Raw genomic sequence first — 26,433 nt, forward strand, 5'->3', positions numbered from 1 at the left:
TATTTTTTAAAACGCTTATCTTCAATTTCTATTAAGGTGATTTGAGGATTTACGAATGAGCAATCTACCTTTAATTTTTTTTTCGCACATCTTGGAATCGGGATTTTTTATAAGATTGAACAATATTAAAGCAGCTTGATGTCCAATTTCGTACGTAGGTTGTGAAACTGTTGTAAGAGGGATTGGAAGATGTGCGGCGAACACGCGATCATCAAACCCTATTACGGAAAAATCTCTCGGAATTGAAATTCCCCTTTCTAATCCTATTTTTATAACTAATTCCGCGATAGAATCGTTTACTGCAGCAATTGCAGTTGGACGTTTTGATTGTGGTATGTCCAGTAATAGATCAAATAAATAATTAATGGCTCGATGTTCAATATCTAAATCGGGTTTATAATCTGAAGGTATGTTTGCAATATCTTCTTGAAAATATAGATGTTTGTCCAATAATGGTACTTTATGATCGATATGAGCTTTGCAAAAGCCCTCATACCTTTCTAGCTCGGATGAAATTGAATATACAGATGTTCCTACAAAAATTATTTTCGAATGTCCTAATTCTAACAAGTGATTTGTGATCTCATAATATCCCGAATGGTTATCAGTCCAAATAATTGGAAAATCGAGTCCGGAAATTTTCCGATCTATTAAAACTAATGGAAATTTCTGGATGAGTAAACTACTATATAATTCCATGTTGATTGGAGAATCTGAGGGATATAATATAATGCCCTTAGAACCACGTTTAATAAGATCTAAAATTACTTTTTTTTCCGAATCAAGATTTGCGGTGGTTTGGTGAAATGTAACAAAGTAGTTTTGAGTTTTTGCCACATCTTCAATACCCTTCAAGAAATTTTGTTTAAAATTCTCATCATATGGGAGAACTAAGGATATGATATCAGGTGAAGAAGATGCTGTGACGAGGCTTTCACCGTAATTCTTGGCATATGATCCACTTCCTTGTATTTTCTTGATAAATCCATCTTGTTCAAGATCATTCAGCGCCCTAATTACAGTAATTCGACTTACTTTGAACTTTTTTGCAATTTCCATCTCAGTAGGTAATTTTTCCTCAGAGGCAATAATTTTCGCAAGAATTTGTTCCTTATAAAATTCGTAGATTATTTCATATTTAGGTTTCTTGGACATTATTAGCACATCCTTTGAGATTTTAATTTAAAATGCAAATAAAGTAATTTAACAAGCTATATAAATTTGATATATCAAATACGTTTTGAAAAGTCAAAATAATGGACTATAACTGTGCTAAGTGGAACAAAAGAAAAACATATATATGTTGATATAACATATTAATTAATATTTCAGAAGTTGATATATCTAATTTAATCAGTTGAAAAAAATAATGATCAAAAAAGAAATTTATCTCGTTCCATATGCACACTTAGACACCCAGTGGCGTTGGGAATATCCAACTACCATCAAAAAATATATTAAGAACACCATTGAAGAGAATTTGGAGTTATACAATAAATATCCTGAACATAGTTTCAACTTTACTGGTGCTATTCGCTATTCCATGATGAAAGAATATTACCCGGAGAAATTTGCAAAGATCAAGCAACTTATTGCCGACGGACGCTGGCATATAGCTGGAACTTGTCTTGATGAAACCGATGCATTGGTTCCTTCTGTTGAATCCATGATCAGGAATATTCTATATGGTGACCGTTGGGTTAGGAAAGAATTTGGAAAAACAAGTAAAGATTATATGATCCCAGATTGTTTTGGATTTCCTGCGAATATGCCGAGTGTTTTAACCCATTGTGGAATTCAAGGGTTTTCGAGTCAAAAATTGACTTGGAATTCAGCAGTTGGAATACCCTTTGAAATTGGTATTTGGAAAGGTCCAGATGGTGCGGAATTAGTAAGTGCATTAAACCCAAGAGCATATGTATCTCAACTTTTCCGGATGGTTCAACACAATAAGAAACGATTAGCTCATCTCCAAAGATTAGGATTAAAAAACGGGATATGGAAATCCTTTCAATACTATGGTGTTGGCGATATTGGTGGAGCCCCTAAAGAAGCATCTGTCAGAAATGCAATAAAAAGTATGAAAGCATCAACTGATGAATTAACTGTAAGACAAGGAGCAGCAGATCAATTTTTCATTGAGATTACTGAACAAGAAAAGCAAAAAATGGATGAATATACCGGAGATCTCTTACTGATCAATCATAGTGCGGGGACACTTACCTCAGCTGCAATTATGAAACGGTGGAATCGAAAAAACGAACAACTTGCTTTTGCTGCAGAAACTGCTGCAATATCTGGAACTCTCGTAGCGGGAGCAGTTTATCCCGCTGAAAAAATTAGATCTGCATGGCATCGCATGATTGGTAATCAAATGCACGATATTTTACCCGGAACTTGCACCCCAACAGCGTATTTATATTCACAAAACGATGAAGTCGTTGCTTTAAACACTTGGACGTCTGTTTTAGAAGATGCAGCAACTGCAATAGCGCCTTATATTCCAGGAGATGGATCAATTCTGTTATTCAATCCTCTTGGTGAATCCCGAAATGAGGCTGTTGAAGTTGGAATTGACCTTCCTGAACAAATTTCAAGCGTTAATATTTCAATATATGATTCAGAGGGTACTTCCTTTCCTGCTCAGTTCAAAAAGTATGAAAATGGAAAATGTTCTGCCATTTTCTCCCCAAAATTACCTCCTTTCAGCTGGAAAAGATATTCTTTTGATATCAATGAAACTAATTCAAACACCAATAATTATAATTCAATTCGAATTGAGACCACAAAAGAACAATTTTGCTTGGAAAATACATTTTATCGAGTACAAGTCACTCATAAGGGTAAAATTGAATCTATCTTCCATAAAAAGCTGGAAAAAGAACTTTTGAAAAAACCTCTGGCTTATGAATTTCAGAAAGAAAAGCCGAGAGCATTTCCATCTTGGAATATGGATTGGAATGACCGAAAAAAACCCCCTTATCAGAGAATTGAAGCTGGAGACACAGTTTCTATATTAGAGAATGGTCCTATTCGATGTACACTCCAAATTACAACTAATTTTAATAAATCTGTATTTGTAAAAGAAATTTCTCTGAGTCAAGATTCGGAAGTTGTCGAATTTACTGAGCGTATCAAGTGGAGAGAACTGGGTTGTTCTTGTAAATTTGCTCTTACAAGTAATATAGAAAATTCTGAAGTAACCTATAATTGGGAAACATCTCGAATCAAACGAGGTCTCAATAATCCGAAATTATATGAAATGCCTTCTAGGCTATGGGTAGACGTGAGCGATCAAGATTGGGGAATATCCTTAATGGAAGATTCTAAATTTGGGTATGATCATCCTGCGGATGACACATTGCGAATGACGTTGATCTACACCCCAAGCACCCGTCTATTTAATGGATTTCGAGATCAAAAATATCACGATTGGGGAGAACACGTGATAAGATATGGTATTTATGGCCATAAGGGAGATTTTAGATCAACAGACATTATGGCTCGTAGTTTTAACCAGCCAATTCGTTCATTTGCTATAAAAGACGAGATCTCATCTTATAAAAAAGATGAATTTTCTTTATTAGAGGTTTCATCGAAACAAATTGGAATAACTGCTGTAAAAAAATCCGAAGATAGTGATGGGATCATCATTCGCTTGTATGAACGATTTGGAAAAGAAGCGAATGCAACAATAAGTATTACATTCCCAACTTTAAAAATTGCTTCTGTTTGGGAAGTAGATGGTCTTGAAGAAAAGATTCGTAATACCGATCACACAAAAACCTCGTTCAAAGTACAAGTCCCCGCGAATGGTATTCGTTCATATCATCTAATCCTTCAAAATGATCAAAAATCTCCGAAAATATTGCAAAGTGTGGTAAATCTTGACTACAATTATCGAATGATTAGTAAAAATCATGAAGTACAAGGGTTATATCCAAATGAATTAGTTCCATCTCACATCCAGGCGGGAAATATATTATATCAGTTAGTGAAGGAAAAAAACTTAAATTCAGTGCGATGCAAAGGACAGGTAATTTCTCTTCCTCATGAATACAATACCCTTTCAATTTTAATTGCTGCAGAAGAAGAATGCAAAGGAACTTTTACATGGAGAAATTCGAAGGGAGAAGATTTTCAATCAACAATATCTTCAATCCCATCAATGACCAAAAAAGTAGGTTTGTGGGATACCCGGATATGGAAGAACCCTCCAAAACACTCCAAAAAATTCAAACGAGACTATATTTGGTATAATAAATGTATTGGAGTTGAACCGGGTTTTATCAATCGAAATCGCTTGGAATGGTATTCGACTCATACTCACCAAAATGGAGAAGATCAATACTATCAGTACGGTTATATGTATTCTAAAAAACTTGATATACCTACAGATGCTCAACAACTCATTCTTCCAGATGATGGACGCATCTTTATCTTTGCAATCACTGCATCTAATCAAATTGTACGAGTAAATAGCACCCAGAAACTCAATGATTCTTATGATTTTTAGTTTTCTGGTTTTTAAAGATATTTTTTTCTAAAACAAAATAAGTATAAACAAAAACATTAAAAAAGTGAAAAACTATGACATCCAATACAGTAATGGAAATTTCTGAAGTTATTCCAAGGAATAAAGAGTATCGGAAACAAATTTTGAATTATATTACAATAAAGATCCCTTTTGGGCTTATTCCAGGAGTATTTTCTATGATATATATTTATTTCTTCTGGGATTATCTGGGCTTAAATCAAACTCTGTATAACATTGCAATGATTATCTATGCTTTGTTTAATGCTCTAAATGATCCTCTCTTGGGTCAATGGAGTGATCGGATAGATATCAAAAAATGGGGATCCCGAAGATTGATTTTCATCAAATATGGTGGACCATTGTGGGCCATTATTTTCTTTTTTATGTGGTTCCCGTGGAGTTATGATAATCAAATCATTATTTTCCTCCATTTCGTTATTGCTTTGTTCTTTTTTGATAACATGCTCTCCTTAGTAATCATCGTATGGGATGCATTATTGCCAGAAATTGCAGAAACATATGAAGATCGCAACAAAATCTTCTTTTGGGCAGGAATTATTGGGACGATTGCAAGTATTCCGGTTCTTTTTTCAATCACCTTGGTGCAAAATAACCCCATTGGTTTTCGGATATTTACTGGAGTGATTGCTATTCTTTCTATAATTATTTTTTATGTTACTGCGTCAAATTTAAAGGAAAAACCCGAATATCACCAAGAAAATAATACCCCGGGAGTGATTCAATCTTTAATTCAATGTTTCAAATCCCGCGGGTTTGTAATCTTTACCTTGTATAGATTTTTCCGTGTTATTACCGAGACAATGCTTTTTTCATTTATTTTTATCTATTCCCTTCTCTTTCCTACGGGATGGGAAACAATTCTCTTAGTCGCTTTAACAATTGCAGGGATGTTGGGAAGTTGGATCTTTGTGAAATTATCGGAAAAATATGAAATGCAATCTCTAATTATGTGGGGAAGATTTCTGGAAATCTTGATCTCTATAACAGCATTCTTTTTTAGTATTCAGGCAGGATTGGATATTATTTGGTATTCATTATTTTTTATAAAACTCGTGTTGGGAGGCTATATTGTTTTTATGAATCCATATATTTATCTGGTTGCAGATGAAGATGAAATCAAATATGATACTCGGCGTGAAGGAATGTTTCTAGGAACAAATGCAATCTTCAACAAAATTGCTGAAAGTCTGGGTCCAATTATTGCTGTTGGTATTTTGGTGGCTTTTGGTTATTTGAACAATGCTCCTGAAGGCTATATCCCTTCTGAACAAGCGTTCTTTGGTATAAAATTTTTACTTTTAATTATGCCATGCATATTTGACCTCTTAGGTATGATAGTCTTACATTTCTATCCAATCAAAGGAGAAAGACTGAAAGAATTACAAGAAAAAATTCATTTATTGCATGAAAAGAAGAAAAAAGAGTATCTGGTTAAGCAATCAGAGGAAGTTATATAAGCAATTGGAAAGGAGAGAGAGATAAGGACGATGTATATTGTGGGAGTGGATGGAGGGGGTACCAAAACAAGTGTGATAGTGTTTCGTGCAACAGGAGAATGTTGTGGTATGCGAACCAACCCCTTTTCATCCAGTATCGATTCTGCACCCATAGAAATTGTCCATCGACAGATAGAACAAGCAATTATAGACCTTATTCCTCAAACACAAGAAAAAATTTATTTAGCCGCTATTTTTTTAGGAATGGGGGGGATAGTTTCCCCTACTGATGCTGAGCTTGTCCGATCCTTAGTTCAATCATGGTCAATTTGTACCCCTTCCACCATTATTCAAGTCAAGAATGACATATATAATGCACATGCAGCCGCTTTGCTTGGAAAACCGGGAATTTGTTTCATTATCGGCACCGGGAGTGTTGGATTTGGAATTAATGAGAATGGGAATGAACATCGGGTAGGTGGATATTCTTTCAAGGAAGGAGATCCGGGAAGTGCATATCATCTAGGACGATTGGGGCTCAAAAACCTTGCTAAAGCATTAGATAAGCGGATCCCATTCACGCCTGTTTTGAAGGCTATACAAGATCACTTCAACATTCTAGGGTATATTGGGTATGTTAATATCATCAACAGTATCTCGCGAGAAAAAACGGCCCAAGTCGCAAAAATAATAACCAAATATGCCGAGGTAGGAGATGAACTTGCCATACAATTAGTTGATTTAGCAGCAGATGAAATAGTACTAATGTTTAGGGCAATAATCGCAACTCTGAATATACAGAATCAAGAAATCGCTATTGTTGGAAGTTTGGGAACCCGCAATTCTGAGTTTAAGACCAAAATCTTTGAAAAACTTGCTAAAGCGGCACCTCTATATAAAATTTTTTCATCAAAGTGGGAACCAGTGGTAGGTTCTGCCATTCTTGCCTTCCGATCTATCAACAATGAAAATTACCAAGATTATTTGATCTCAAATTCTAAATTAATTCAAGATAGGAGGAAATAGAAGTGAAATATGTGTCCTTCGAAAGTGGCTATGAAAAAATCCCTCGGATAGAAATTGATTACCCGATTTATGAGAATATTGCGGAAATTATTGATAAGATTAAATCTACCCATAGTCAAACCATTGTCATTGAATGTTATCCAGGTATTGACTATCAACAAATCTTAACTCAACTTGTTGAACCGTTGGAATATGAGAAAATTATTAAAATCGATGAATTTTCCTATCCAATCAAGAAAATTAATAAGAAATTTGCCCCATATTTAACAAAAGACCGAATATTCGGTAAAATGTGTCCTTTTTCGATCACAGATTTATATCCGAAATCGATACAAGAAAAACTACAGAAATCGACCCATCAAACACAATCTACCATAATATATGGTTTTGGAGCATCTTTGGTTGATCATTATGATTTATTGATATATATCGACATCTCACGTTGGGAAATTCAGCAAAGGTTTCGGAGAAATGAAATTGGAAATTGGAAACTCAATAATCTGACAGAAGATGTGCTCCGAAAATATAAACGAGGCTATTTCATCGAATGGCGGATTGCAGATAGATTAAAAACAAGTTTGTTTGATAAGATTGACTACTATATCGATGGAAATAAAAATAACCATTTGAAAATGCTGAAAGGATCATTTTTTAATGAAATTTTGAAGGAAATTTCTACTCAACCTTTTCGGTTAACACCCTATTTTGATCCTGGAGTATGGGGAGGACAATGGATGAAGGAAGTATGCAATTTAGATCCTGAAAAAGTAAATTATGCATGGAGCTTTGATGGAGTCCCTGAAGAAAATAGTCTTACCTTTTCTTATCAGGGAATTGATTTAGAAATGCCAGCATTGAATTTAATTATGAAATATCCCCAAAATTTACTCGGAGAATATATATATCACAGATTCGGTGCCGAATTTCCTATCCGTTTTGATTTTTTAGATACTATGGATGGTCAAAATTTAAGCCTACAAGTCCATCCAATGAAAAAATATATCCAAGAACAATTTGGGATAGAGTATACACAAGATGAATCGTACTACATTTTAGATTCTCGAGAAAATAGTTGCGTTTATCTCGGAATGAAGGACGGAATAAATCCCAAGGAATTTATCACTGCTTTGAAAGAAGCCCAGATAAGTAATCAAATGGATGTAGAACGATTTGTCAACAAAATTTCTGTAAAGAAACACGACCATATTTTGATTCCCGCTGGAACAGTTCATGGTAGCGGGAAAGATACAATGGTGTTAGAAATCAGTGCAACCCCCTACATTTTTACGTTCAAACTATGGGATTGGAATCGATTGGATTTAGACGGAAAGCCAAGACCAATCAATATTGATCACGGTTCGAAAGTAATTCAATTTCAGCGAGATACAAAGTGGATCTCCAAAGAATTAGTAAATCGCATTGAAGTTCTGTCGAATGATGGAGGAGTCATCGAAGAACGAACAGGTCTTCATGACCTAGAATTTATTGAAACAAGACGATATTGGTTTGATAAAGTGATTGTCCTTCATACTCGTGATACAGTTCACGTTTCAAATCTTGTAGAGGGACAACAAGCGATTGTGGAAAGTCCAATCCATGCTTTCGATCCTTTTGAGATACATTATGCTGAAACGTTCATTGTTCCTGCTGCAGTTGGTGAATATACAATTCGACCTTTTGGAGTTTCGGAAGGAAAGACCATCGGTCTAATCAATGCCTATGTTAGACCGATTAAAACTACCCCAAAGTAACCTGAGTGAAATATTTATGAAAAATCATCTCAAAAGAAATTGGAAAATAGTATTACTGCACCATACTCATTTAGATATCGGCTATACGCACACTCAAGAAGAAGTATTAAAGATTCAGTTTCAACATTTAGAAACAGCCATGGATCTTATTGATAAACACAAGCATAAACCAGATCATTGTAGATTTCGGTGGAACCCAGAAATTCTATGGGCAATTGAGGAATGGGTGAAACAGGCATCGCCATCAGAAAAAGAGCGATTTGTGAGATTAGTTCAAGAAGGTTATATCGGTTTGGACGGATTGTATGCGAATGTATTAACAGGATTATGCCGACCAGAAGAATTGATGGAAAGTTTTCAAATTAAAACCCAAATGGAACACCTCACTAAGACACCAATAGAATCTGCAATGATTACCGATATTCCGGGATTGAATTGGGGACTGGTTACTGCCTTGGCAGAAAATAATATTCACTATCTCTCCAGTGGACCGAATCGAAGTGATCGTATTGGATATTTTCTTAAAGAGTGGGGCGATAAACCATTTTATTGGAGATCTCCTTCGAATCAAGAAAAGGTGTTAGTTTTTATCCATGGGAAGGGTTACTCATGGTTTCATTCAGGGATGTATGCTAAAAAGAATTTATCACGCAAATTGAATCCACGACGACTTTCTCGGTATCTGAAAAAACTTGAAGAGCAAAACTATCCATATGACACTATTATTATTCGCTACAATATAGGGGCAGATAATGGCCCCCCAGATCCCTTACTAAGTAATATTGTAGTATCTTGGAATCAGAAATACCCACATATGAAACTTGAAATCTCCACTACTGCCAAAGCCCTTGCCGATTTTTCTCGAAAAAATAGCAATCTCATTCCCGAATTTTCGGGAGATTTAACCCCCTACTGGGAAGATGGAGCAGCATCTACAGCGCGAGAGACTGCGATTGCCAGAGAGGCAGGAGAAAGACTCACACAGGCGACAATCTTGTCTGCAATGATGGCTCAGGATGACTTTCAAGATCGCATACTCACGACATGGAAGAAGACATATCTCTTCAATGAACATACTTGGGGTGCGCATAACTCCATTAGTTCGCCTGATCACCCCTTTGTTCAAAGTCAATGGGAGTGGAAAAAGCAAAAGGCATTAAATGCTAACAAAGATGCATTCCACCTTCTTGAGGACATTTCACACTGTAAACTCATCTACCCACCATCATATATAGAAAAGCTTAACTTTTTTGAAAAAAAAATCGATTGCACAGAAATCTCTGTGGTCAACACGCATAATTGGCCAATCACCCAAGTTATTAAAATCAATACGCCATATAACTGCATATCCGACGAACAGAGAAATTTCCTTAAAACTCAACGATTATCTGATGGTAAACTTGCGTTTATCGCCACCGATATACCGGGTTTTGGGAAAAAGAACTATTTCCTAAGCAACATAGAGACTAAGGACCAACGAGAAAAAGGTTTAATTTCTGATCAATTTACTCTCAAAAATGAATTTATCGAGGTTTCCATCGATGAAAAATGGGGTACCGTTAAGAATATCTCATATAAGGGAGAAGAACTTATAATGAAGACAGATACTAAACATTTCAATGGTTTTATTTTTGCCAAATCCAAATGGGGTACGCAACTTGTCCGTGATTCCTCCAAAAATGTGAAAATTGAGATTATTGATAATGGTCCCATTATATCCTCCATCAAAATCACATCTTCTGCTTTTCGAACTAATATGATTTCCTCTATCATCTCGATTGAGTCCATTTCAGCCAAAATCTATATTTCAAATCAGATTAATCGTCCAATTTCAAGAAAGAAAGAAGGCATTTATTTTGAATTTCCCCTCAGTATCAAAAATGGTAGGGTTAAATATGATACGATCTTCGGGTCTGCAGTTGTGGATAAAGATCAATTACTCGGAGCTAATCGAAATTTTATCTCCGCAACTCGTTGGATAGATATTTCCAATCAAAATTATGGAGTTAGCTGCGCTTTGCTGGACGCACCACTCTTCAAATCTGGAATCTTGACCCACGATCCAATTCGTTTTGGTCCTCCAAAACTATGTGGATGGCTTCGTAAAACAGAGTATAATGGCATTTTTTATTCCTATATAATGAATAATTACTGGATGACTAATTATAAGGCAGATCAACCAGGTAACACGTTATTCAGATATGTTTTTAATCCACACCAGAAATTTAATGAAAGTGTAACTACTCGATTTGCCCTCGAAGAGGGACAACCCTTGCTTGTTTTCAACAATACTCAAAATATTAGCAAGAATAGATTCCCTTTAGTAATTTCAAGCAAAAATATTATCATTACAAATGTGAAATTTGATAAAAAATTCATTTTTTATACTGTTAGAGTCTTTAATGCATCAAATTCAATACTAAACTGCAAAATAACCGTGAATACTGACTCGATCGCGGAAATTATAGGTCAAAACAAGCAAAATAGGTTAACCAAGGACATCCTTCAGCTCGAACCTCTTGAAATTATTTCACTAAAAATGCGAGGTGAAATTAAGTTAACGGAATTTAACCCTTGAAAACAAGAGAAATTTTTGCATTTTTCCCAATTATTCTATCAAATTTTAACATACTAGTTAAATGGGTTTGATCTATAAGATCTTGGACGCAATCTACAACTTCAAGATTAAGAGTTTTTTCACAAATATCCATAATTCAAGTCTTTTTTTATTCCTTGATTAAGTATATAATTAATATGGGAAAACTAGTTCTTCGGTCAGCACAACTCATTGGAGGACTTGCATGTCTCTTCTTTGGTGGCACTTTTATTCTCATCGGTGTTTCAAGTTTGTTTTCGGATGATCTTGGTTCATCTGATCCTCAAACATTTTACATTGAGCTTTTACCCAACCTTATTTTAATTTTCAGTGCGATAATTTGTTTTATAATATTCAATATAAAGAAGAAGTATAAAATCGGCGGTATCTTACTTATTAGTTTCGGCATTGCACTCTTCTGCTCAATAATAATAACTAAATTAATCCGAACCCATGATTTAGTAGAAAGCATAAGAGCAGGTTCTTTGGGAGGGATGATTTACGGCCCCCCGTTTATTCTTTCAGGAGTATTCTATCTGGCAGCAGCTAATTCTTATGAATCCATTGATGAGAAATAGCAGTAAAAAGAAAACTCTTATTTGTTAAATTATATTTGTATTTCTATTTATTTTTTAAAACCCTATGACTCATATTTTCGTTGACAATTGGGACATATTCCATGAGTTAGTTTAATTCCATGTTCAGAAGTCAAATATTCCGAAATTCGATCCCAATATCCATCATCTTTTCTTACGCTAGAACACCATGAGCATATGGGTACATATTTCTCAAGAATACTCATTTTCTTATTATTCTCGATTTCAGCTAATTTTCGCGCATGCACATCTACACAACTTCCAATATAACCCTTGAAAAGACCGTTTTCATCAAAAAAAGGAGCACACCGATCAAAAATCCACCGATATTCACCATCATGCCTCTTCAAACGGTATTCCATCTCAAATGCTTCCTTTTTTTCAAAAAACGAAATGTATGTTCCAACACATCCATCAAAATCATCAGGATGTACACCTTCTGTCCATCCATCACCTATTTCTTGATCAAAAGATCTTCCCGTAAATTTAAGCCATGTTTCATTAAAATAATTACATTTTTTACTCAGATCAGATCTCCAAATCAGAATAGGGGATTGTTCAACAATGGTTTCAAGTTCGGAATAAGATAATTTTTCGACCAAATAAAGTTCTCCTAACTACGTAAATTGATGTGAACCTAAATCATTTTGTTGAAAATTTTTCTTATTATATTCACAACCTAACATTTCGACTCACTCAAATTGTAGCAGCAAAAACATTAGGACTAAAGAGGGCAATTTTATTTACAGGTAATCAACAACTATTAGCTATAAAAAATATTTATTTTAGAAAACTTTTACCAATGTACTGCAGAAATTGCGTACGAATGTATGATTTGGAAAAGATAATTATGGATCTTCAAGTAAATGCTATTACAAAAGTATTAAAAGATATTAGTCAAATGTCAAATATTTATGGAGCAGCACTTTTTTCAAACCATGGAATATTGATCACGAGTCATTTACCAAATTCGATTGATAAACGTCAATTTTGTGCGATGTGTGCTACAATGGCGGGAGCAGCACTAACTGCAGGCATTTCAATTGGAAATCATAATGTGGAGCAATTGACCGTTCGTTTTGATGAACATTATTTATTGTGCGAAATTTGCACGGAGGAAATACTTTTAGTAATTGTGATAGATAAACATGAGGAAATGAATATGAGCATCTTAACACCATTTATTTCGGAAATCAAAAAACTTTCCAATAATATTTAGAGATATATTAAAAAAAATATTGCATCCTTTTTCCAAATTTATCCTATATATATTTATCAAAACCTTCAATGAGACATTTTGTAACCTATTAGAAAGGATTTTCAATAAAAATTTAAGCGAGATTTTAAAAAAAAAATTGATTTCTTTGCTAAAACATCATTATTTGCTCTTTGAAGATATATTAATATTATGAGTAATTCGAAAAATAACCTCTTAGGTATTGCCTACATTTATGAGAAGAATCGCTTTCGAATTGCTCGAATTACGTTATTATCTCCATTCTTGGAAAAAAAAAACTCCACACTGCAAGATTGGTTTCGCATGGTGGATGACCAATTTTTATTCGATATAATGGCTTCTATTTCAAATTATGACATTTCAGAATTCACAAAATGCCATTTAATTCAAGTGGAACTCATTCATACTAATAATGGGAGAAAATCATGGAATGTGTTTTTTGTTAATAGGAATTTCTATTTCAAAGAAATATTTGGGGATATAAAGCCAAATGGAGAATATAATTTTAAAAAAATACATTTGGATCAGTTGAATATTGTAACTAAATTTGTTTTGAAGCATTTAAATAAAGAAGAAGAATATTTCAATACATTTTCAGACCTTTTACCCGAATTAAATAAAAAATCAGACCATTTTTATGAAATTAATACCAAACCATTGTATTTTAATAGAAAAATTAATTCCTATCCACAATTGAATCAAAATAAAGATAAAAAGCCTTTAAGTTCCTTGATAGGATCAATAAAATTTATGAATACCATAATTTTGATAAGAAATTTTGTATTTTCAGGCGAATCCACCATTTCCTTTCAAATTAAGGGAAGAGATGCAAGATTATTAAATGAAATTCGTGGTTCATCCGATTTGATCTCATTTAGTTTATATTTTCCAACCAATACAGAAGGAACCCAACAGATTCTGGAACAAAAATTAATGGGAGATTTACTATTTCTCGAAAAAATAAAAGAGAACGAATGGGAAGCAGTAATAAGATACAAAGAGAATTGAATAACTGAATTACTTTTCCTATTGTGGGAAGAAAAGATAAGCCTTTTTTACCAGAGAAAGCTTACTCTTAAATGATTATTATGAAAGAATTTTCATATAAAGATATTAAGATTCAGTGGTTAGGTCATGATTCGTTTATGGTTATGGGAAAGACAAAGAACATTTATTTTGATCCATATCAACTTGAGAAAAAGAAGTATCCCAAAGCAGATATTATTATTTCCAGTCATGAACATATGGATCACTGCCATCCAGAATCAATAAACATCATTTCAAATGAGAAAACCGTTTTAATAGGACCAAAAGTTTGCCAAAATATTTTTAAAAAAGATATACCAATTAAAGGGGAGGTAAAAGAGCTAAATCCTTATGATAAACTTAGTATTGAAGATATAAAAATCACTGCAATACCTGCCTACAACTCGCATCGCTTCCGATCCCCCGGAATGCCATTTCACCCAAAAGAAGCAAACCATATCGGGCCGATAGTAGAAATCGATGGAGTAACCCTATATCACGCAGGTGATGCGGATTTTATCCCCGAAATGAAAGAAATTGATGTAGATATTGCTTTCCTTCCTGTCAGTGGAAAATATGTCATGGATGTGGAAGAGTGTGTCCAAGCTGCAGAAAATATTCAAACCAAAGTTATTATCCCCATGCACGTTGGGAGAGGAATTGGGAACTTAGAAGCTACAAAAGAACTTAAGGAAAAGCTACCGAATCGAGAAGTTATTCTTTTAGATATTGCAGATTAAGAAGCCAATTAATCTTCATCCTCTTTTTTCATCCCTTGTATTTTCTAAAAAGTAGTTCATTTTCAGTCTTCATGAAATCTAATTCTAAAAAAAATGAACACAGTTTGAATTCGCAGTTAAGTTTTTATTAAAATCCTAAAATTAAGAAGCTAAAGCGTTGTTAAGTTGTGAAATTATGAAAATAAACTTGTCTAAACTATCAAAGAAGCATATTGCTATAAGCATAGGGATTTTAGTCATATCCACAGCCACGATTACTGCAATTACGGTTGGTGATCTTCAATCTAAAATAAAAATAACCTATCTTGGACAGTCGGCATTCATGATAGAAGCTGATGGAAAACGTATCTATATTGACCCTTATAATTTGCCTGAAATCTATGCAAATAAGCCTGCAGATGGTGTGATTATCACCCATTCCCATTATGATCATTTTTCTCGAACTGCTCTGAATTTGATCTCTAATAATTTAACTGAACATGTTGGGCCAGATTCAATGGCAACATATAAAAATTTTTTCAATGTATCAGCAATAAATCCATTTGAAAACACAACGATTGCGGGATTTAATTTAGAAGCAATACCGATGTACAATCTTGGAAATTCACCAATGCATGCCAAAACCCAAGGTTGGTGCGGATATATTATTGAAATTCACGAGATTCGTATTTTTCATGCAGGTGATTCAGATAATATACCTGAATATGAAGACTTGAAAGGGAAGATAGATGTGGCATGTCTACCAATTGGCAATCGAAGGCAAACGATGGGTTTTAGTGAAGCTTCAGAGGCAATTGGAGTGATTGAACCAGAATATGTTATTCCAATGCATTATTGGGAGATTAAACCAAAATCGTTCAAAGAATACTGCGCCAAAGATCACCCAGAAACTACTTTCAAAATTATGAAAGAGGGAAATGTCTTTTATATATGAAAGTCTACTAAATATTCTTCTTTTTTCCTATTATCACAAAATTCTTTTTTTATATTTCACAATAATAATAGTCGCAAAATGAAACTCGGTTCGATAGATTTACCAACAGATTTAATCTTAGCACCTATGATGGATACTATGACCCCCAGTTTTAGGAATCTTATCATGCAACAAGGGGGAGTCGGAATGATTGTAACTCCCATGATCTTTGTTCAACAAGTTGCTGCAGCTCCAAAAACCGCTATCCCCCATTTAGAACATATTGAAAAACAAAAACCTTCCAGCGTTCAAATTGTAGCGAGTGGAAGAAATCCAGACCATATCAAAAAAGCATTGGATTTTTTAAGTTCATACAATTTTGATGTCTTAGATATCAACGGAGGTTGTCCTGCTCCCCATACAATGAAATCAGGAGGAGGAGGAGGTCTTCTTCGGGATTTTCATCGAGATAAATCTATTACTCGCTTACAAAATGTAGTTGAGACATGCATGAAATACTCTCATGTTCCAGTATCCTTAAAAACCCGCTTAGGATATGAAAATGAAACGGATATCTTAGAGATCAGTAAAAAATTGGAGGACAGTGGAATTCTTTTTCTCACTCTCCATGGTAGAACTGTCAGTCAAAAATATCGTGGTACTGCAAATCATGAAATAATCCGTCAAGTAAAGGAACAATTAAATATCCCGATTGTCGGAAATGGTGATGTATATGATTATCAATCCTATAAAAAAATGAAAGACCAGACCAATTGTGATGCTGTGATGATAGGAAGAGCTGCAATGTCGGATCCTGCGGTTTTTTCAAAAATTTGGCAAAACCAACAAGCCATTAGCAAGGGTGAAGATGAAATTATGTTTCCTGATTATCACGATTTTGATACGATTCGCCAATATTTGCGCATGGATGACGAATTTATCTCCAATAGTTCCAGATTTTGGAACACAGATCGATTTAAAGTCGCCGAGTTGCGTCGATTAACGATCTGGTTTATCAAAGGGATTCCAGGATACAAGCGAGTTCGTGAGAAAATCTCAAAAATTATGGATATCAATGAAATTCGAGATTATATTTATGGGCAAGCGATTGAAGATGATTTCAAACAAGGACAAATAACCCATCTATAGGCTTTTTTTCAGCTTTTATTTTAATTACGAATTTATACAAAATTTCTGGGAAATTTTCTAAAAGATTCCTTAAAGGATATTTTCATAGGAGTAAGGAAATGTAATTTCATAGGACATCTTTATAAAAAAAAAATGGGAAATTTCACGATGAACAGTAGCTCAGAAAAAACACCGACGGGAATTATTGGATTGGATGATGCCTTAAATGGAGGAATGCCAAAAGGTACAGTGTGCACAATTTCGGGTGGTCCCGGGTGCGGAAAAACAATTCTTGCTGCAGAATTCTTATATGAGGGAATAACAAAATTTGGAGATCCGGGTATTTATGTGTCTTTGGGGGAATCTAAAGACGAATTTTTATCAAACACCAAACCTTTTGGATGGGATTTTGCAAGTTTAGAGCGAGAAGGAAAGTTCAAATTTGTAGACTTTTCTTTTGAACGTTTAGTAAATATTAATGTGTGGTCCAAACAATCGAGTGATTATGATTCACCCAGTTTTCCACTAGATGGTTTAACTTTGGAAGAACAAACTTATATCAATATGATTCAAAATTTTGTGGGGACTATTATCGATTCAATCTCATTAATTGAAGCAAAGCGAATTGTTATAGATCCAATCAGTTCTTTGCGATTATTATTTCCAACCGAATTCATCAGCCGACGAGAATTTTTACGAATTTTCACAATATTACGAGAATCAAAAACCACTGCAATGGTTCTTTCAGAGTTGCCCAAAGAAGAAGGGTTTTCATTAGAAGAATTTGTGGGGAGTGGAGTTATTCGAGTCAATTACCGCAGAGGTGAAAGTGGTTCAATGAATATGGCAAGAACGTTAACGATTTTCAAAATGCGAGGAACAGCATTCAACGAAAAAGCTTTAAGTATGCGGATTACCTCAAGCGGTATTGAAATTTTGGGAGAAAGTTTAGGGTTTTGAACGATATTTTCCTTTTTTTTCAATTTTAAGTAAAATTAAATTTTCTATCTGAAAAAGATAAGTTCCAGAATTTGAAATAATAAATTTCCGCCTAGCGATGTAACCACTACCCCTAGCAGAAAAAGTGTTATCAAAGGAACCATCGGGCTAATCCAAATTTCTTGCAATCCCAATTTATGAAAATCCATGTAAATTTCTTTCATTTCTTCATGAGTATATTCATCTTCATAACTTAGATCAAAAATAGCTTCCCAGGATTCATCATCTTCATTATAATCTTCGAGTAATTTTACAAACTTGTAATCAACAAGATTTTCAACAGAAATTCGTCTCCCTAACAAAAATAAAAGCAATTTCTTTCCTCGTGATAAATGAGAAAATTCTTGAAACCATGTGGTGGAGGATTTTGAATTTTTTAATACTTTTTTATACAAAAAATAATTGGATACTCCAAGATAGCATAGAAAAAGAGCAAAAATGAGAAAAGTATTTGTTAAAACAGCAAAAATGGAGGGTGCAATATATAAATTCACACGAGAATAGTGCACCAAAGGAGAATGAAAAGGAAAAATCAAAGCAATGATAAAAATTCCAATTAAATCTGCAGGTCCCATTAAAAAAGTTCCACCAAAAATTTTTGGGATCATGCAAATGCCAATAAATATTATTGCGACAATCAAATTAATAATAAGAGATAACCAATAATAATTAGGAACGAATATAAAACCAAGAATATGCAATCCGATTCCAATTGTTCCGCCAATATACCAAATCCAATCATAGACCAAACGTTCTTTGATATCTTGATAGGTTGCAACAGTTAACACTAAGAAACACACAGAAAATTGAATCCAATAAAGAATATTCAGAGTTAGCATATCTTCCAACACCATCATATGAAATTATTCGTTTTTATCCATAGCCAGAGAATTTCGCGACTCGAAAGAAAGCCGTTTATCCAACTTCTCAATTAATTCACCTAAAGTTTTGCCGGTGACATTTTGGCTGAGAAAAGCAACCGAAGATACCCCATATTTAAGAATATTGACTGCTTTTACAACTAAAGCCATATTCGTTTTGGTATGTATCACAGAATAATCCATTTCACCAAAACCAGGTGTTTCTTTTAAAATGGACTGTTGATTTTTAACAAGGTTGATAATATGAGAAATATCATCCAAATCCATATCTGCAGTGGCTTTTTGGCTGATTACGACATTATCATCGTTTAGAAGAAAAATGGCACTTTTTGCTTGATCTTTAATTACATCATTGCAAAAATCTTCTATGGAATTACCTACTTTTGATAGATCATTCAAGATAATTTGCATTGATCTAAATAGAGTGTGAATTAGTTCGGGTTGAATCGAAGTGAATATTGTTTTGATCCCATAGTCATTATCCAAGATCTGTTTGATTTCCAAGAATTGTTTTGCCTTCTCTTGATTTGTTCCAGCAAGTAAATCAATCTTATGGCAAAAAGCATAGATTGTTGCATTTGCCGCGGTGGAATTTTTGGCATTTATAATACTATCCAAATTTCCAAGAACCTTTTCTCGCTCTTCTTCCCAATTTTTTACATCAAAAATATATATTACGATATCAGATTCTTCAAAAGCGATCATTCGTTCAAAACTATTCTGAGGAGAAACATATGATTCAAATTCTTGGCCAGAAGAATCCACAATACCTACTTCTGCATCGAGCCATGAATACACAAAATGGGCTAATCCACGAGTCGGTTCTGGTGCAGCTTGTCCAAGTAATATGCTAGGATCTACACCATCAAAGAATGCTTTTTTAATACACGTTTTTCCTGCTGAAGGAAATCCAATAAACAATAATTTTCGAGAAGCTTGTTGTTGATAAAATAGTTTGGCGAATTCTGAAAAAGTCAGAGCCCGATCTCGTTTATTCCGATTATAAAATGATTCTAATTGATCGGCTAATAAACCATAAAATTCTTTCACAGTATTGGTCTCATCAGCAGCTAATATTAACACAATCAATTCAATTTCATTGGTACCATAGATATGTTTTGTATTTACCAAAATAATTTTGTCATTATACTTTAATTCTAATACACCCTCGTCTTCACTATCCGTTCCAGTGATAATATTTACGATCTTTTGGATTAAACCACGTGATATATTGAATTCTTTCGGATAAGAACTATCTAAAAATCCTTTGAACTTGTTCGAGGGAGGTGTTTCTTTTACAGTAATTAATGCAAGACCTAAGGGCATACTAAGGTTGTATCGAAAAATTATAAATATAAAATTATGGTTGGAAAGTTGTTTTAAAGAAATTCCAAGAAAGTTTCCAACAAAACTAAAATAAAACCACGTCAATTCAAAAATTAAATTTTATTTACTGTCATTTTTTCTTGGTAAAATGAAAATAGGAAAAACTGTTAAACTTTTAACCATAAACTAAAATATTAACATAAGTGATTGATTATTTGAATAAATGAATGTCTTCACAAATATCTAAAGCGCAATAGATAGACATCAAGAAATTTCTTATTTTCAATTTTAACTATTTTAAGGGTATTCTCATGAAAAAGAATTATTCGATTATTCCAAAATTATTAGCTAAAGATACAAGATTAGCAAGATATGCCCTATATTCATTTGCAAGACAATATAAAGCCAAAAGAATTGATCGAAGACTATATCGAGGTAATGCAGGGAAGGTGGCATTACTCTATTTTCGAATTACCCCACTTTGCAACTTGCATTGTGTTATGTGTGGTCAAAGAGGAGATAAAGGGATATTAAAAGGTAAGTTTGCGGCAGAAGAAGCAAAAACCATAGTCCCAGTACAACGGTATAAAGAACTCATAGATGAAATTAAAGGACATCATCCAGCATTATATTTTTGGGGAGGAGAACCATTTATGTACCCTGATTTTATGGAATTAATTCAATATGCTGTCAAAAATAAATGTCTTGCATCTGTGAACACAAATGGCACATTCTTAGCCAAACACGCAGAGCAAATCGTTAGAGACGAGTGGCCAGCATTATTTGTATCATTAGATGGCTTTGAAGATATCAATGATGAAATTCGAGGAAAAGGATCGTATAGAAGGGTTGTTGATGGTTTTGCAGCAATCAATGCAGAAAAGAAGAAACAAGGTAAACACCTCCCTCATATGGGCATTGTCACAACGGTTAGTAATAAAAACTATCTTTATTTAGACAAATTAGCAGAAGCAGCCAAAAATTTTGGCTTATCATGGCACATTATTAATTTAGGAACATATACCAATGATAAAATTGTGGAAACCCATAAAAAAGAACTTCGCGAAAAATTGGGTGTTGAGAGTCGCTGCTTGGAGGCCTATAATACGGGATACAACGAAGGTATTGATGGAGATAAATTCAACATAATTCTTGAAAAAATCCATGCAATGAAAAATGGATATCCTATTATTACGGTTCCAGCCATTAATCCGAAGAAAATTACTGAGTACTACGCAAATCCAGAAGTTGTTGTCAGGAAAAATTGCCCCGTACCATGGTCGCAAGCAAACATTGACTATAATGGTAATGTTCATTTTTGCGCAGATTATAATGAATATAAAATAGGAAATATCAAAGAAAACTCGTTCAACGAAATTTTTACAGGAGAAAGGGCAAAAAAATTCAGGAAAGAATTAAAAAACAGCCCTGATGGGATTTTCCGGGGATGTTTAAGATGTTATCAAAACATGCTCTTTGGAGAACGTGTTATAGGATATTAATGCAATAAATTTAATTCTTTTTTCCTAAGGTAGATCCTAACAAATTTACCAAGAAATTTTTTTCACCCTTAATCGAATATAATAAAAGGTGATTTATATTCACAAATCAGATATCTTAATTCTTTATTAAGAGTTTTCATGTTATCTCCCATAATTTTTACAGTACGTCCCATTCCTGCATTTATTTGATCCAACTTGGCATTAATTTCAGCCATCGAAATTGGAGGAATTGTTTGATTTGAAAAATCTACATTAACCGATTCCATAGAAAGAGGTTGTGTAGGAGTTGAAGATGATGAATTTGTAATAGGACGCATCAAAGGGGGTGCAGGCATTGGAGGCCTCATTGTGGTAGATTCTTGAGATAAACGATCTAATTGTAAAGGAGTTACATTTGATGTGGCAGGTGATTGGGATTGTGGAGTTGAAGCAGAAGCAGAAAGATTCGAAATTGGGGTTTGTATGGGTGGTGACACACTTTGAGGGGAAGTATCTTTTTTTGGAGCCATTTGTGCAAGGAGATTCGGACTAATTTGAGCATAGTTTGTCTCTCCATATTTTAGATCATAATCATCTGGATGACGAATTTTCATGTGGCTAACAAGAAAATCTCGCTTATCAAACCCGGTTCCACAAAATTCACAAGTATATTTCTTCTTTTTCTTCGCATACAACTTCTTAACTTTAGATGCAATTCGAGTTTTAATTTCATCATCAGTTAAATCGTTTTCCATAAGTAATCATCTCATTTTCAATCAGAGAAAGATGTATCGCAGATTATAGACTGGAAAATACAAAAGCCATCAGTTCGTTACGCGATGAGCCTTTCCCCATTTTTTCCATGAAGACCATTAATTTAAGTTGGGTATATAGCTTTTCATAATCATCGACAGAATCATTTGTCCCAGAAATCAATGTCATTAACATTGGATCCGTCTTGGATGTATGGGAAAGTATGAATTGTATGCACATTTTTATTTGTTTTAAGACAGATTTTTCCAACTCTGTACATGCCGGTAAGAGATATGAGGTGTCAGGCATATAAGACATCGGTTGTTCAACTCGTACTTGTTCTGGAGGGGGAGTTGGAGGTTCTTGAACGGGAGGTTCATAGGTATCTGGAGGAGGTTGTGCATTTACATCTTTCCATCGATCCAGAATACTATTGAGATTTTGATTATTTTGACGTTTTGTTGTGGTGCGTTTCCTGGTATTTTCTGCTTTAGAACTTAACATACGCAACTTATCTTCGAGGGATTCCAGTTCACTCATCAATAATTGCTTATTTTCCCGTGATTTTTGCAGACCAGTTATTTTTTTTGACATCATAGCACACCGTATAAGAGAGTAGAAGATTTTATCGTTTTTTATTCATCATCATAGACATAAAACCTGCGAGCCATGCAGAATTTCCTTGATCATCGTTTGTCGGTTGCATACCCCCTCCAAACATTTTCGGTTCAAATAAGTATTGCAATAACTCATATTCGTGTTGAAATTTATCAAGTTTTTTAATTAATAAATCTAAGTATTCCTTGGACCCTTTTTCATAAGTAGAAAGTTTTTCTTCGTTTTCATTATCATTTTTCTTCAAAAGATTTGTTAGAAGAAGTGTAGTAACTGCATCTTGTCCACCCGCCATACCTGCAGCATTAGCAGCACTAGCAATCCCACCCATTCCATTAGACTTAGTACCAGCCGAATTACCTGTAGAATCCCCAGTAGGTAAAACAGAACCACTATCTCCACCACTGGCTAAACTTCCTCCACGACGATTGAATAAATCCACAAACATATTCATATTCTTGTTCAAGCTTTCCATAGTAGAATGGACTTCATTGATAGAATCAACTGTTTTTTCAATTTTTGTGAGCATTGGTCCTGTTGCTGCATTTGAATTATTTACTGCTCCAGAGGTTGATTGAGAATTAGTTTGAGCTTGGGCTTGGGCGATCTGTTGTGCCATAGAGTTAGCAGCAGTATTTGTGCTACCTTGTGCTTGGGGCTTGTTTTTCAACAAAGCCGCTTTTACTTGATCCTTTACAGAGCTTCCAGCACCTTGGTCTTTACCTTTCAGCATAGTTTTGAGGCCCTGTACGTTTTGGGATTGCTCAGCCATTGAAATTAACACCGGATGTTATATTTTTTGAGATTATGCAAATCTAAACGATTTATCTATATTACAGCATGTAATATCTCAATAATATATCTTAATCCTTCACTTTTTACTAATAGAGAGGAATAATCTACACTATTTGTATCTGCATTATAAGAAAAATTCCAAAAAAGAATCATATAAGAAACATTATGTGTTTTTACATCAAATCTAACAAAAGATAGTTGGAGTTTATATCCGACGCATACAATCCCATCTATTGCATTCATTAAACAGGTTTACTTTAGAAATATTCGACGATTTTTTCCAAAAATAGTTCTATAAATATGATTGCTTTTTTGGTATACATAAGAACTATCATCGAAGGAAAAAAAAGTGCAGAAATATTCCAAACTTTTCAAGTCGCAGGAAGCGAAGAAACATGATGTCCTTCGCTTAAATGAACTTCTTATGAGATATGAAGAAGCTCCGATTGATTTAATTGAAAAAACTATAAAACGAAAGCTCGTCTAGTATTTTTTTTCATTTCATTATCTTTTTTTTATGCTTGTTTTGCAATATTGTCTTTTTATTCTCAGAAATACAATAATTCATAAAGTCGATTTTTGATCATCCGAGAATTCCGAGATGTAAGAGAAGCGAAACAGTTTTTAACTTCTCAGTAAAATTACTAGTAAAAACCTTTTCAAAGTTGATCAAAAGTGGAAATGCAAAAAGTGAAAATCCTCGCGGAAGGCGAAGGAGAATTAGTAGGGTGGCATGATCCGGACGAAAATCGGGCGTGGATGAAACAAAAATCCCGGGCCATTAAAGATAAGCAAACGACACTGACAGAAGCAGTCGATAAATATGTAAACGACGGAGATGTTATTGCCATGGGAGGATTTGGCCATGTAAGAGTAAGTATGGCAGCAATCTTTGAAATGATCCGCCAAAAAAAACGTAATTTGACTATGCTTGGGAAAACAGGATGTCATGATATTGATGTAATGATAGGCGGCGGAATAATTAGTAAAGTAGAAGTAGCATATTCTTTCGGGCATGAAATGCGTGGATTATCAAAATGTGGAAGACAAGCTGTACAGTCTGGTAAGGTGAAAGTGACTTCTGAAATAAGCAATGCAGGCCACCAATGGCGCTTTTTAGGAGGAATGATGGGTGTTCCATTTATTCCAACCCGAACTATGCTCGGATCTGATACTTTTAGGAAATCTTCCGCAAAAGTCATTGAAGATCCATGGACTAAAAAACCGATTTGCTTAGTACCTTCGGCAAATCCCGATATAGTTATTATCCACGTTCCCCGATGCGATAAATTTGGAAATTGTTTATATGACGGATATATTGTAGAAGACTTTGAGCTCGCCCGATCAGCCCGTCGATTGATCATTACAACCGAAGAAATCATTGACAATGAGGTTATTAGACAAAATCCAGAACGGACGGTAATACCAGGATTCTTCGTCGATGCAGTAGTACAAGTAAAATATGGGGCTCACCCATCAAATCTTCCAGGATATTATTACTCAGACGAAGAAGCAATCAGTGAGTGGTTAGATCTTTCCCCAACTGAAGAAGGATTGACACAATGGTTTGATAAATATGTTTATGGCGTGAAAAATTTTGAAGAATATCTTGAATTAAATGGTGGAATAGAACGAATGAAATTTTTAGAAGAAGTAGAACATTATCGAGCGGAAGTGAAAGCACCGTGGCTAGATCGTAAGCTTGGAAAAACAGGAGGCAAGAAATAATGAGCGAGGAAAACTACTATACTGCAACTCATCTTATGGCAGTAACTGCCGCAAAATTATTGTTAGATGAACGTTCTATTTTTGTAGGTACAGGACTTCCCATGATCGCAGCCATGTTTGCTCAACGAACCCATGCTCCCAATTTACTCATGATTTTTGAAGCAGGATCTATTGGCACACAACTGAAATCCTTGCCTATATCTGTTGGAGATTCTCGAACAGGCCATCGTGCCATTTCCATTAGCACTATGCATGACAATATGTCATTCTGCCAAAATGGATGGGTTGACTATGGGTTCTTGGGGGGAGCAGAGATCGATAAATATGGAAATTTAAACACCACCTTTATCGGCAATACATGGGATAAACCTAAAGTCAGATTACCTGGATCTGGCGGAGGAAATGATGTAGCATCCCTCAGTCAAAATTTCTTTATAGTCATGCGACAATCCAAGCGTAATTTTGTGGATAAAGTATCTTTCATAACGAGCCCAGGATATTTAGATGGCCCGGGAGCCCGAGAAAGGGCAGGACTTCCCGCTAATGGAGGACCAGTCAAAGTTATCACTCAACTAGCAGTTTATGGGTTTGATGAAAAGACTAAAATCATGAAAGTGGAACAAATTCATCCTGGGGTGACCATTGAAGATATCAAGAATAATCTCAGTTTTGAGGTTATCATTCCTGATGAAATCCAAACAACTACACCTCCAACAAAGGAAGAAGTCGCCCTCTTAAGAGAATTGGATCCTCAAGGGATGGCTGTAGGAAAGTAATATTTTTCTTCTCCTTACTTTTTTTTTGGTATTTTAGTGCTATTTAGACTGTTTTAAAATCCCAAGTTTTAC

General features: G+C 34.5%; 22 protein-coding genes. 15 read left to right on the forward strand and 7 right to left on the reverse strand.

Annotated elements, in window-relative coordinates:
- Positions 1–21: 21 nt before the first annotated feature.
- On the reverse strand, positions 22–1,155 hold the full coding sequence (locus tag NEF87_RS04080) for a LacI family DNA-binding transcriptional regulator (RefSeq protein WP_457918762.1): 1,134 nt from the start codon (positions 1,153–1,155) through the stop codon (positions 22–24).
- Positions 1,156–1,369: 214 nt separating this feature from the next.
- On the opposite strand from NEF87_RS04080, the gene NEF87_RS04085 reads away from it, so the two are divergent.
- The 6 genes from NEF87_RS04085 (at position 1,370) to NEF87_RS04110 (ending at position 11,945) form a co-directional block, all read left to right on the forward strand.
- On the forward strand, positions 1,370–4,516 hold the full coding sequence (locus tag NEF87_RS04085; protein WP_457918763.1) for a glycoside hydrolase family 38 N-terminal domain-containing protein: 3,147 nt from the start codon (positions 1,370–1,372) through the stop codon (positions 4,514–4,516).
- Positions 4,517–4,590: 74 nt separating this feature from the next.
- On the forward strand, positions 4,591–6,015 hold the full coding sequence (locus NEF87_RS04090; RefSeq protein WP_457918764.1) for an MFS transporter: 1,425 nt from the start codon (positions 4,591–4,593) through the stop codon (positions 6,013–6,015).
- Between the two features lie 30 nt (positions 6,016–6,045).
- Positions 6,046–7,020 (forward strand): BadF/BadG/BcrA/BcrD ATPase family protein, encoded by a 975-nt coding sequence (locus NEF87_RS04095; RefSeq protein WP_457918765.1) that lies wholly within the window; start codon positions 6,046–6,048, stop codon positions 7,018–7,020.
- Positions 7,021–7,022: 2 nt separating this feature from the next.
- Positions 7,023–8,771, forward strand: a complete 1,749-nt coding sequence (locus tag NEF87_RS04100) for a class I mannose-6-phosphate isomerase (protein ID WP_457918766.1) — start codon at positions 7,023–7,025, stop codon at positions 8,769–8,771.
- Positions 8,772–8,787: 16 nt separating this feature from the next.
- Positions 8,788–11,349 carry a glycoside hydrolase family 38 C-terminal domain-containing protein gene (locus NEF87_RS04105; RefSeq protein ID WP_457918767.1) on the forward strand — a complete coding sequence of 854 codons (2,562 nt, stop codon included), beginning with the start codon at positions 8,788–8,790 and terminating at the stop codon, positions 11,347–11,349.
- A gap of 176 nt (positions 11,350–11,525) precedes the next feature.
- Entirely contained in the window at positions 11,526–11,945 is a 420-nt protein-coding gene (locus tag NEF87_RS04110) for a hypothetical protein (protein WP_457918768.1), read from the forward strand.
- A gap of 62 nt (positions 11,946–12,007) precedes the next feature.
- On the opposite strand, the gene NEF87_RS04115 is transcribed toward NEF87_RS04110, so the two are convergent.
- A complete protein-coding gene (locus NEF87_RS04115) occupies positions 12,008–12,565 on the reverse strand; it encodes a PAS domain-containing protein (RefSeq protein ID WP_457918769.1) in 558 nt (185 codons plus the stop codon).
- Positions 12,566–12,813: 248 nt separating this feature from the next.
- Here NEF87_RS04115 and NEF87_RS04120 point away from each other — a divergent pair, with 248 nt between their 5' ends.
- The 6 genes from NEF87_RS04120 to NEF87_RS04145 all read left to right on the forward strand — a co-directional run bounded on the left by NEF87_RS04120 (position 12,814) and on the right by NEF87_RS04145 (position 17,967).
- On the forward strand, positions 12,814–13,182 hold the full coding sequence (locus tag NEF87_RS04120; RefSeq protein WP_457918770.1) for a roadblock/LC7 domain-containing protein: 369 nt from the start codon (positions 12,814–12,816) through the stop codon (positions 13,180–13,182).
- Positions 13,183–13,371: 189 nt separating this feature from the next.
- Positions 13,372–14,208 (forward strand): hypothetical protein, encoded by an 837-nt coding sequence (locus NEF87_RS04125; RefSeq protein ID WP_457918771.1) that lies wholly within the window; start codon positions 13,372–13,374, stop codon positions 14,206–14,208.
- Positions 14,209–14,288: 80 nt separating this feature from the next.
- Positions 14,289–14,966: an MBL fold metallo-hydrolase gene (locus NEF87_RS04130; RefSeq protein WP_371805132.1), complete on the forward strand. Its 678-nt coding sequence runs from the start codon at positions 14,289–14,291 to the stop codon at positions 14,964–14,966.
- Positions 14,967–15,141: 175 nt separating this feature from the next.
- Positions 15,142–15,900: an MBL fold metallo-hydrolase gene (locus NEF87_RS04135; RefSeq protein ID WP_371805133.1), complete on the forward strand. Its 759-nt coding sequence runs from the start codon at positions 15,142–15,144 to the stop codon at positions 15,898–15,900.
- Between the two features lie 78 nt (positions 15,901–15,978).
- Positions 15,979–17,028 (forward strand): tRNA dihydrouridine synthase, encoded by a 1,050-nt coding sequence (locus NEF87_RS04140; protein WP_371805134.1) that lies wholly within the window; start codon positions 15,979–15,981, stop codon positions 17,026–17,028.
- 147 nt (positions 17,029–17,175) lie between these two features.
- Entirely contained in the window at positions 17,176–17,967 is a 792-nt protein-coding gene (locus NEF87_RS04145; protein WP_371805135.1) for an ATPase domain-containing protein, read from the forward strand.
- Between the two features lie 44 nt (positions 17,968–18,011).
- Here the strand turns inward: NEF87_RS04145 and NEF87_RS04150 are convergent, their stop codons facing one another.
- The gene (locus tag NEF87_RS04150) at positions 18,012–18,845 is read right to left on the reverse strand and encodes an A24 family peptidase C-terminal domain-containing protein (protein ID WP_457918772.1); all 834 of its coding nucleotides are present in this window, start codon (positions 18,843–18,845) and stop codon (positions 18,012–18,014) included.
- Between the two features lie 24 nt (positions 18,846–18,869).
- Positions 18,870–20,213 (reverse strand): GTPase domain-containing protein, encoded by a 1,344-nt coding sequence (locus NEF87_RS04155; protein WP_371805137.1) that lies wholly within the window; start codon positions 20,211–20,213, stop codon positions 18,870–18,872.
- Between the two features lie 311 nt (positions 20,214–20,524).
- Between NEF87_RS04155 and NEF87_RS04160 the strand changes: the two genes are divergently transcribed.
- On the forward strand, positions 20,525–21,715 hold the full coding sequence (locus NEF87_RS04160; protein ID WP_457918773.1) for a radical SAM protein: 1,191 nt from the start codon (positions 20,525–20,527) through the stop codon (positions 21,713–21,715).
- Positions 21,716–21,783: 68 nt separating this feature from the next.
- Here the strand turns inward: NEF87_RS04160 and NEF87_RS04165 are convergent, their stop codons facing one another.
- From NEF87_RS04165 to NEF87_RS04175, 3 genes are read right to left on the reverse strand one after another with little or no spacing between them, the layout of a single operon-like run.
- Complete coding sequence (locus tag NEF87_RS04165) at positions 21,784–22,449, reverse strand: hypothetical protein (RefSeq protein ID WP_457918774.1); 666 nt, start codon at positions 22,447–22,449, stop codon at positions 21,784–21,786.
- A 43-nt stretch (positions 22,450–22,492) separates the two neighbouring features.
- Positions 22,493–23,041: a hypothetical protein gene (locus tag NEF87_RS04170; RefSeq protein WP_371805141.1), complete on the reverse strand. Its 549-nt coding sequence runs from the start codon at positions 23,039–23,041 to the stop codon at positions 22,493–22,495.
- Positions 23,042–23,072: 31 nt separating this feature from the next.
- A complete protein-coding gene (locus NEF87_RS04175) occupies positions 23,073–23,834 on the reverse strand; it encodes a hypothetical protein (protein WP_371805142.1) in 762 nt (253 codons plus the stop codon).
- 704 nt (positions 23,835–24,538) lie between these two features.
- Between NEF87_RS04175 and NEF87_RS04180 the strand changes: the two genes are divergently transcribed.
- Both NEF87_RS04180 and NEF87_RS04185 read left to right on the forward strand, forming a co-directional pair.
- Positions 24,539–25,585 (forward strand): CoA transferase subunit A, encoded by a 1,047-nt coding sequence (locus tag NEF87_RS04180; RefSeq protein ID WP_371805143.1) that lies wholly within the window; start codon positions 24,539–24,541, stop codon positions 25,583–25,585.
- A complete protein-coding gene (locus tag NEF87_RS04185; protein ID WP_457918775.1) occupies positions 25,585–26,361 on the forward strand; it encodes a CoA-transferase subunit beta in 777 nt (258 codons plus the stop codon). Before NEF87_RS04180 ends, NEF87_RS04185 begins: the two co-directional genes overlap by 1 nt.
- Positions 26,362–26,433: the final 72 nt, after the last annotated feature.

The sequence above is a fragment of the Candidatus Lokiarchaeum ossiferum genome (genome assembly GCA_025839675.1).
In the GTDB taxonomy this organism is placed as follows: domain Archaea; phylum Asgardarchaeota; class Lokiarchaeia; order Sigyniarchaeales; family Promethearchaeaceae; genus Lokiarchaeum; species Lokiarchaeum ossiferum.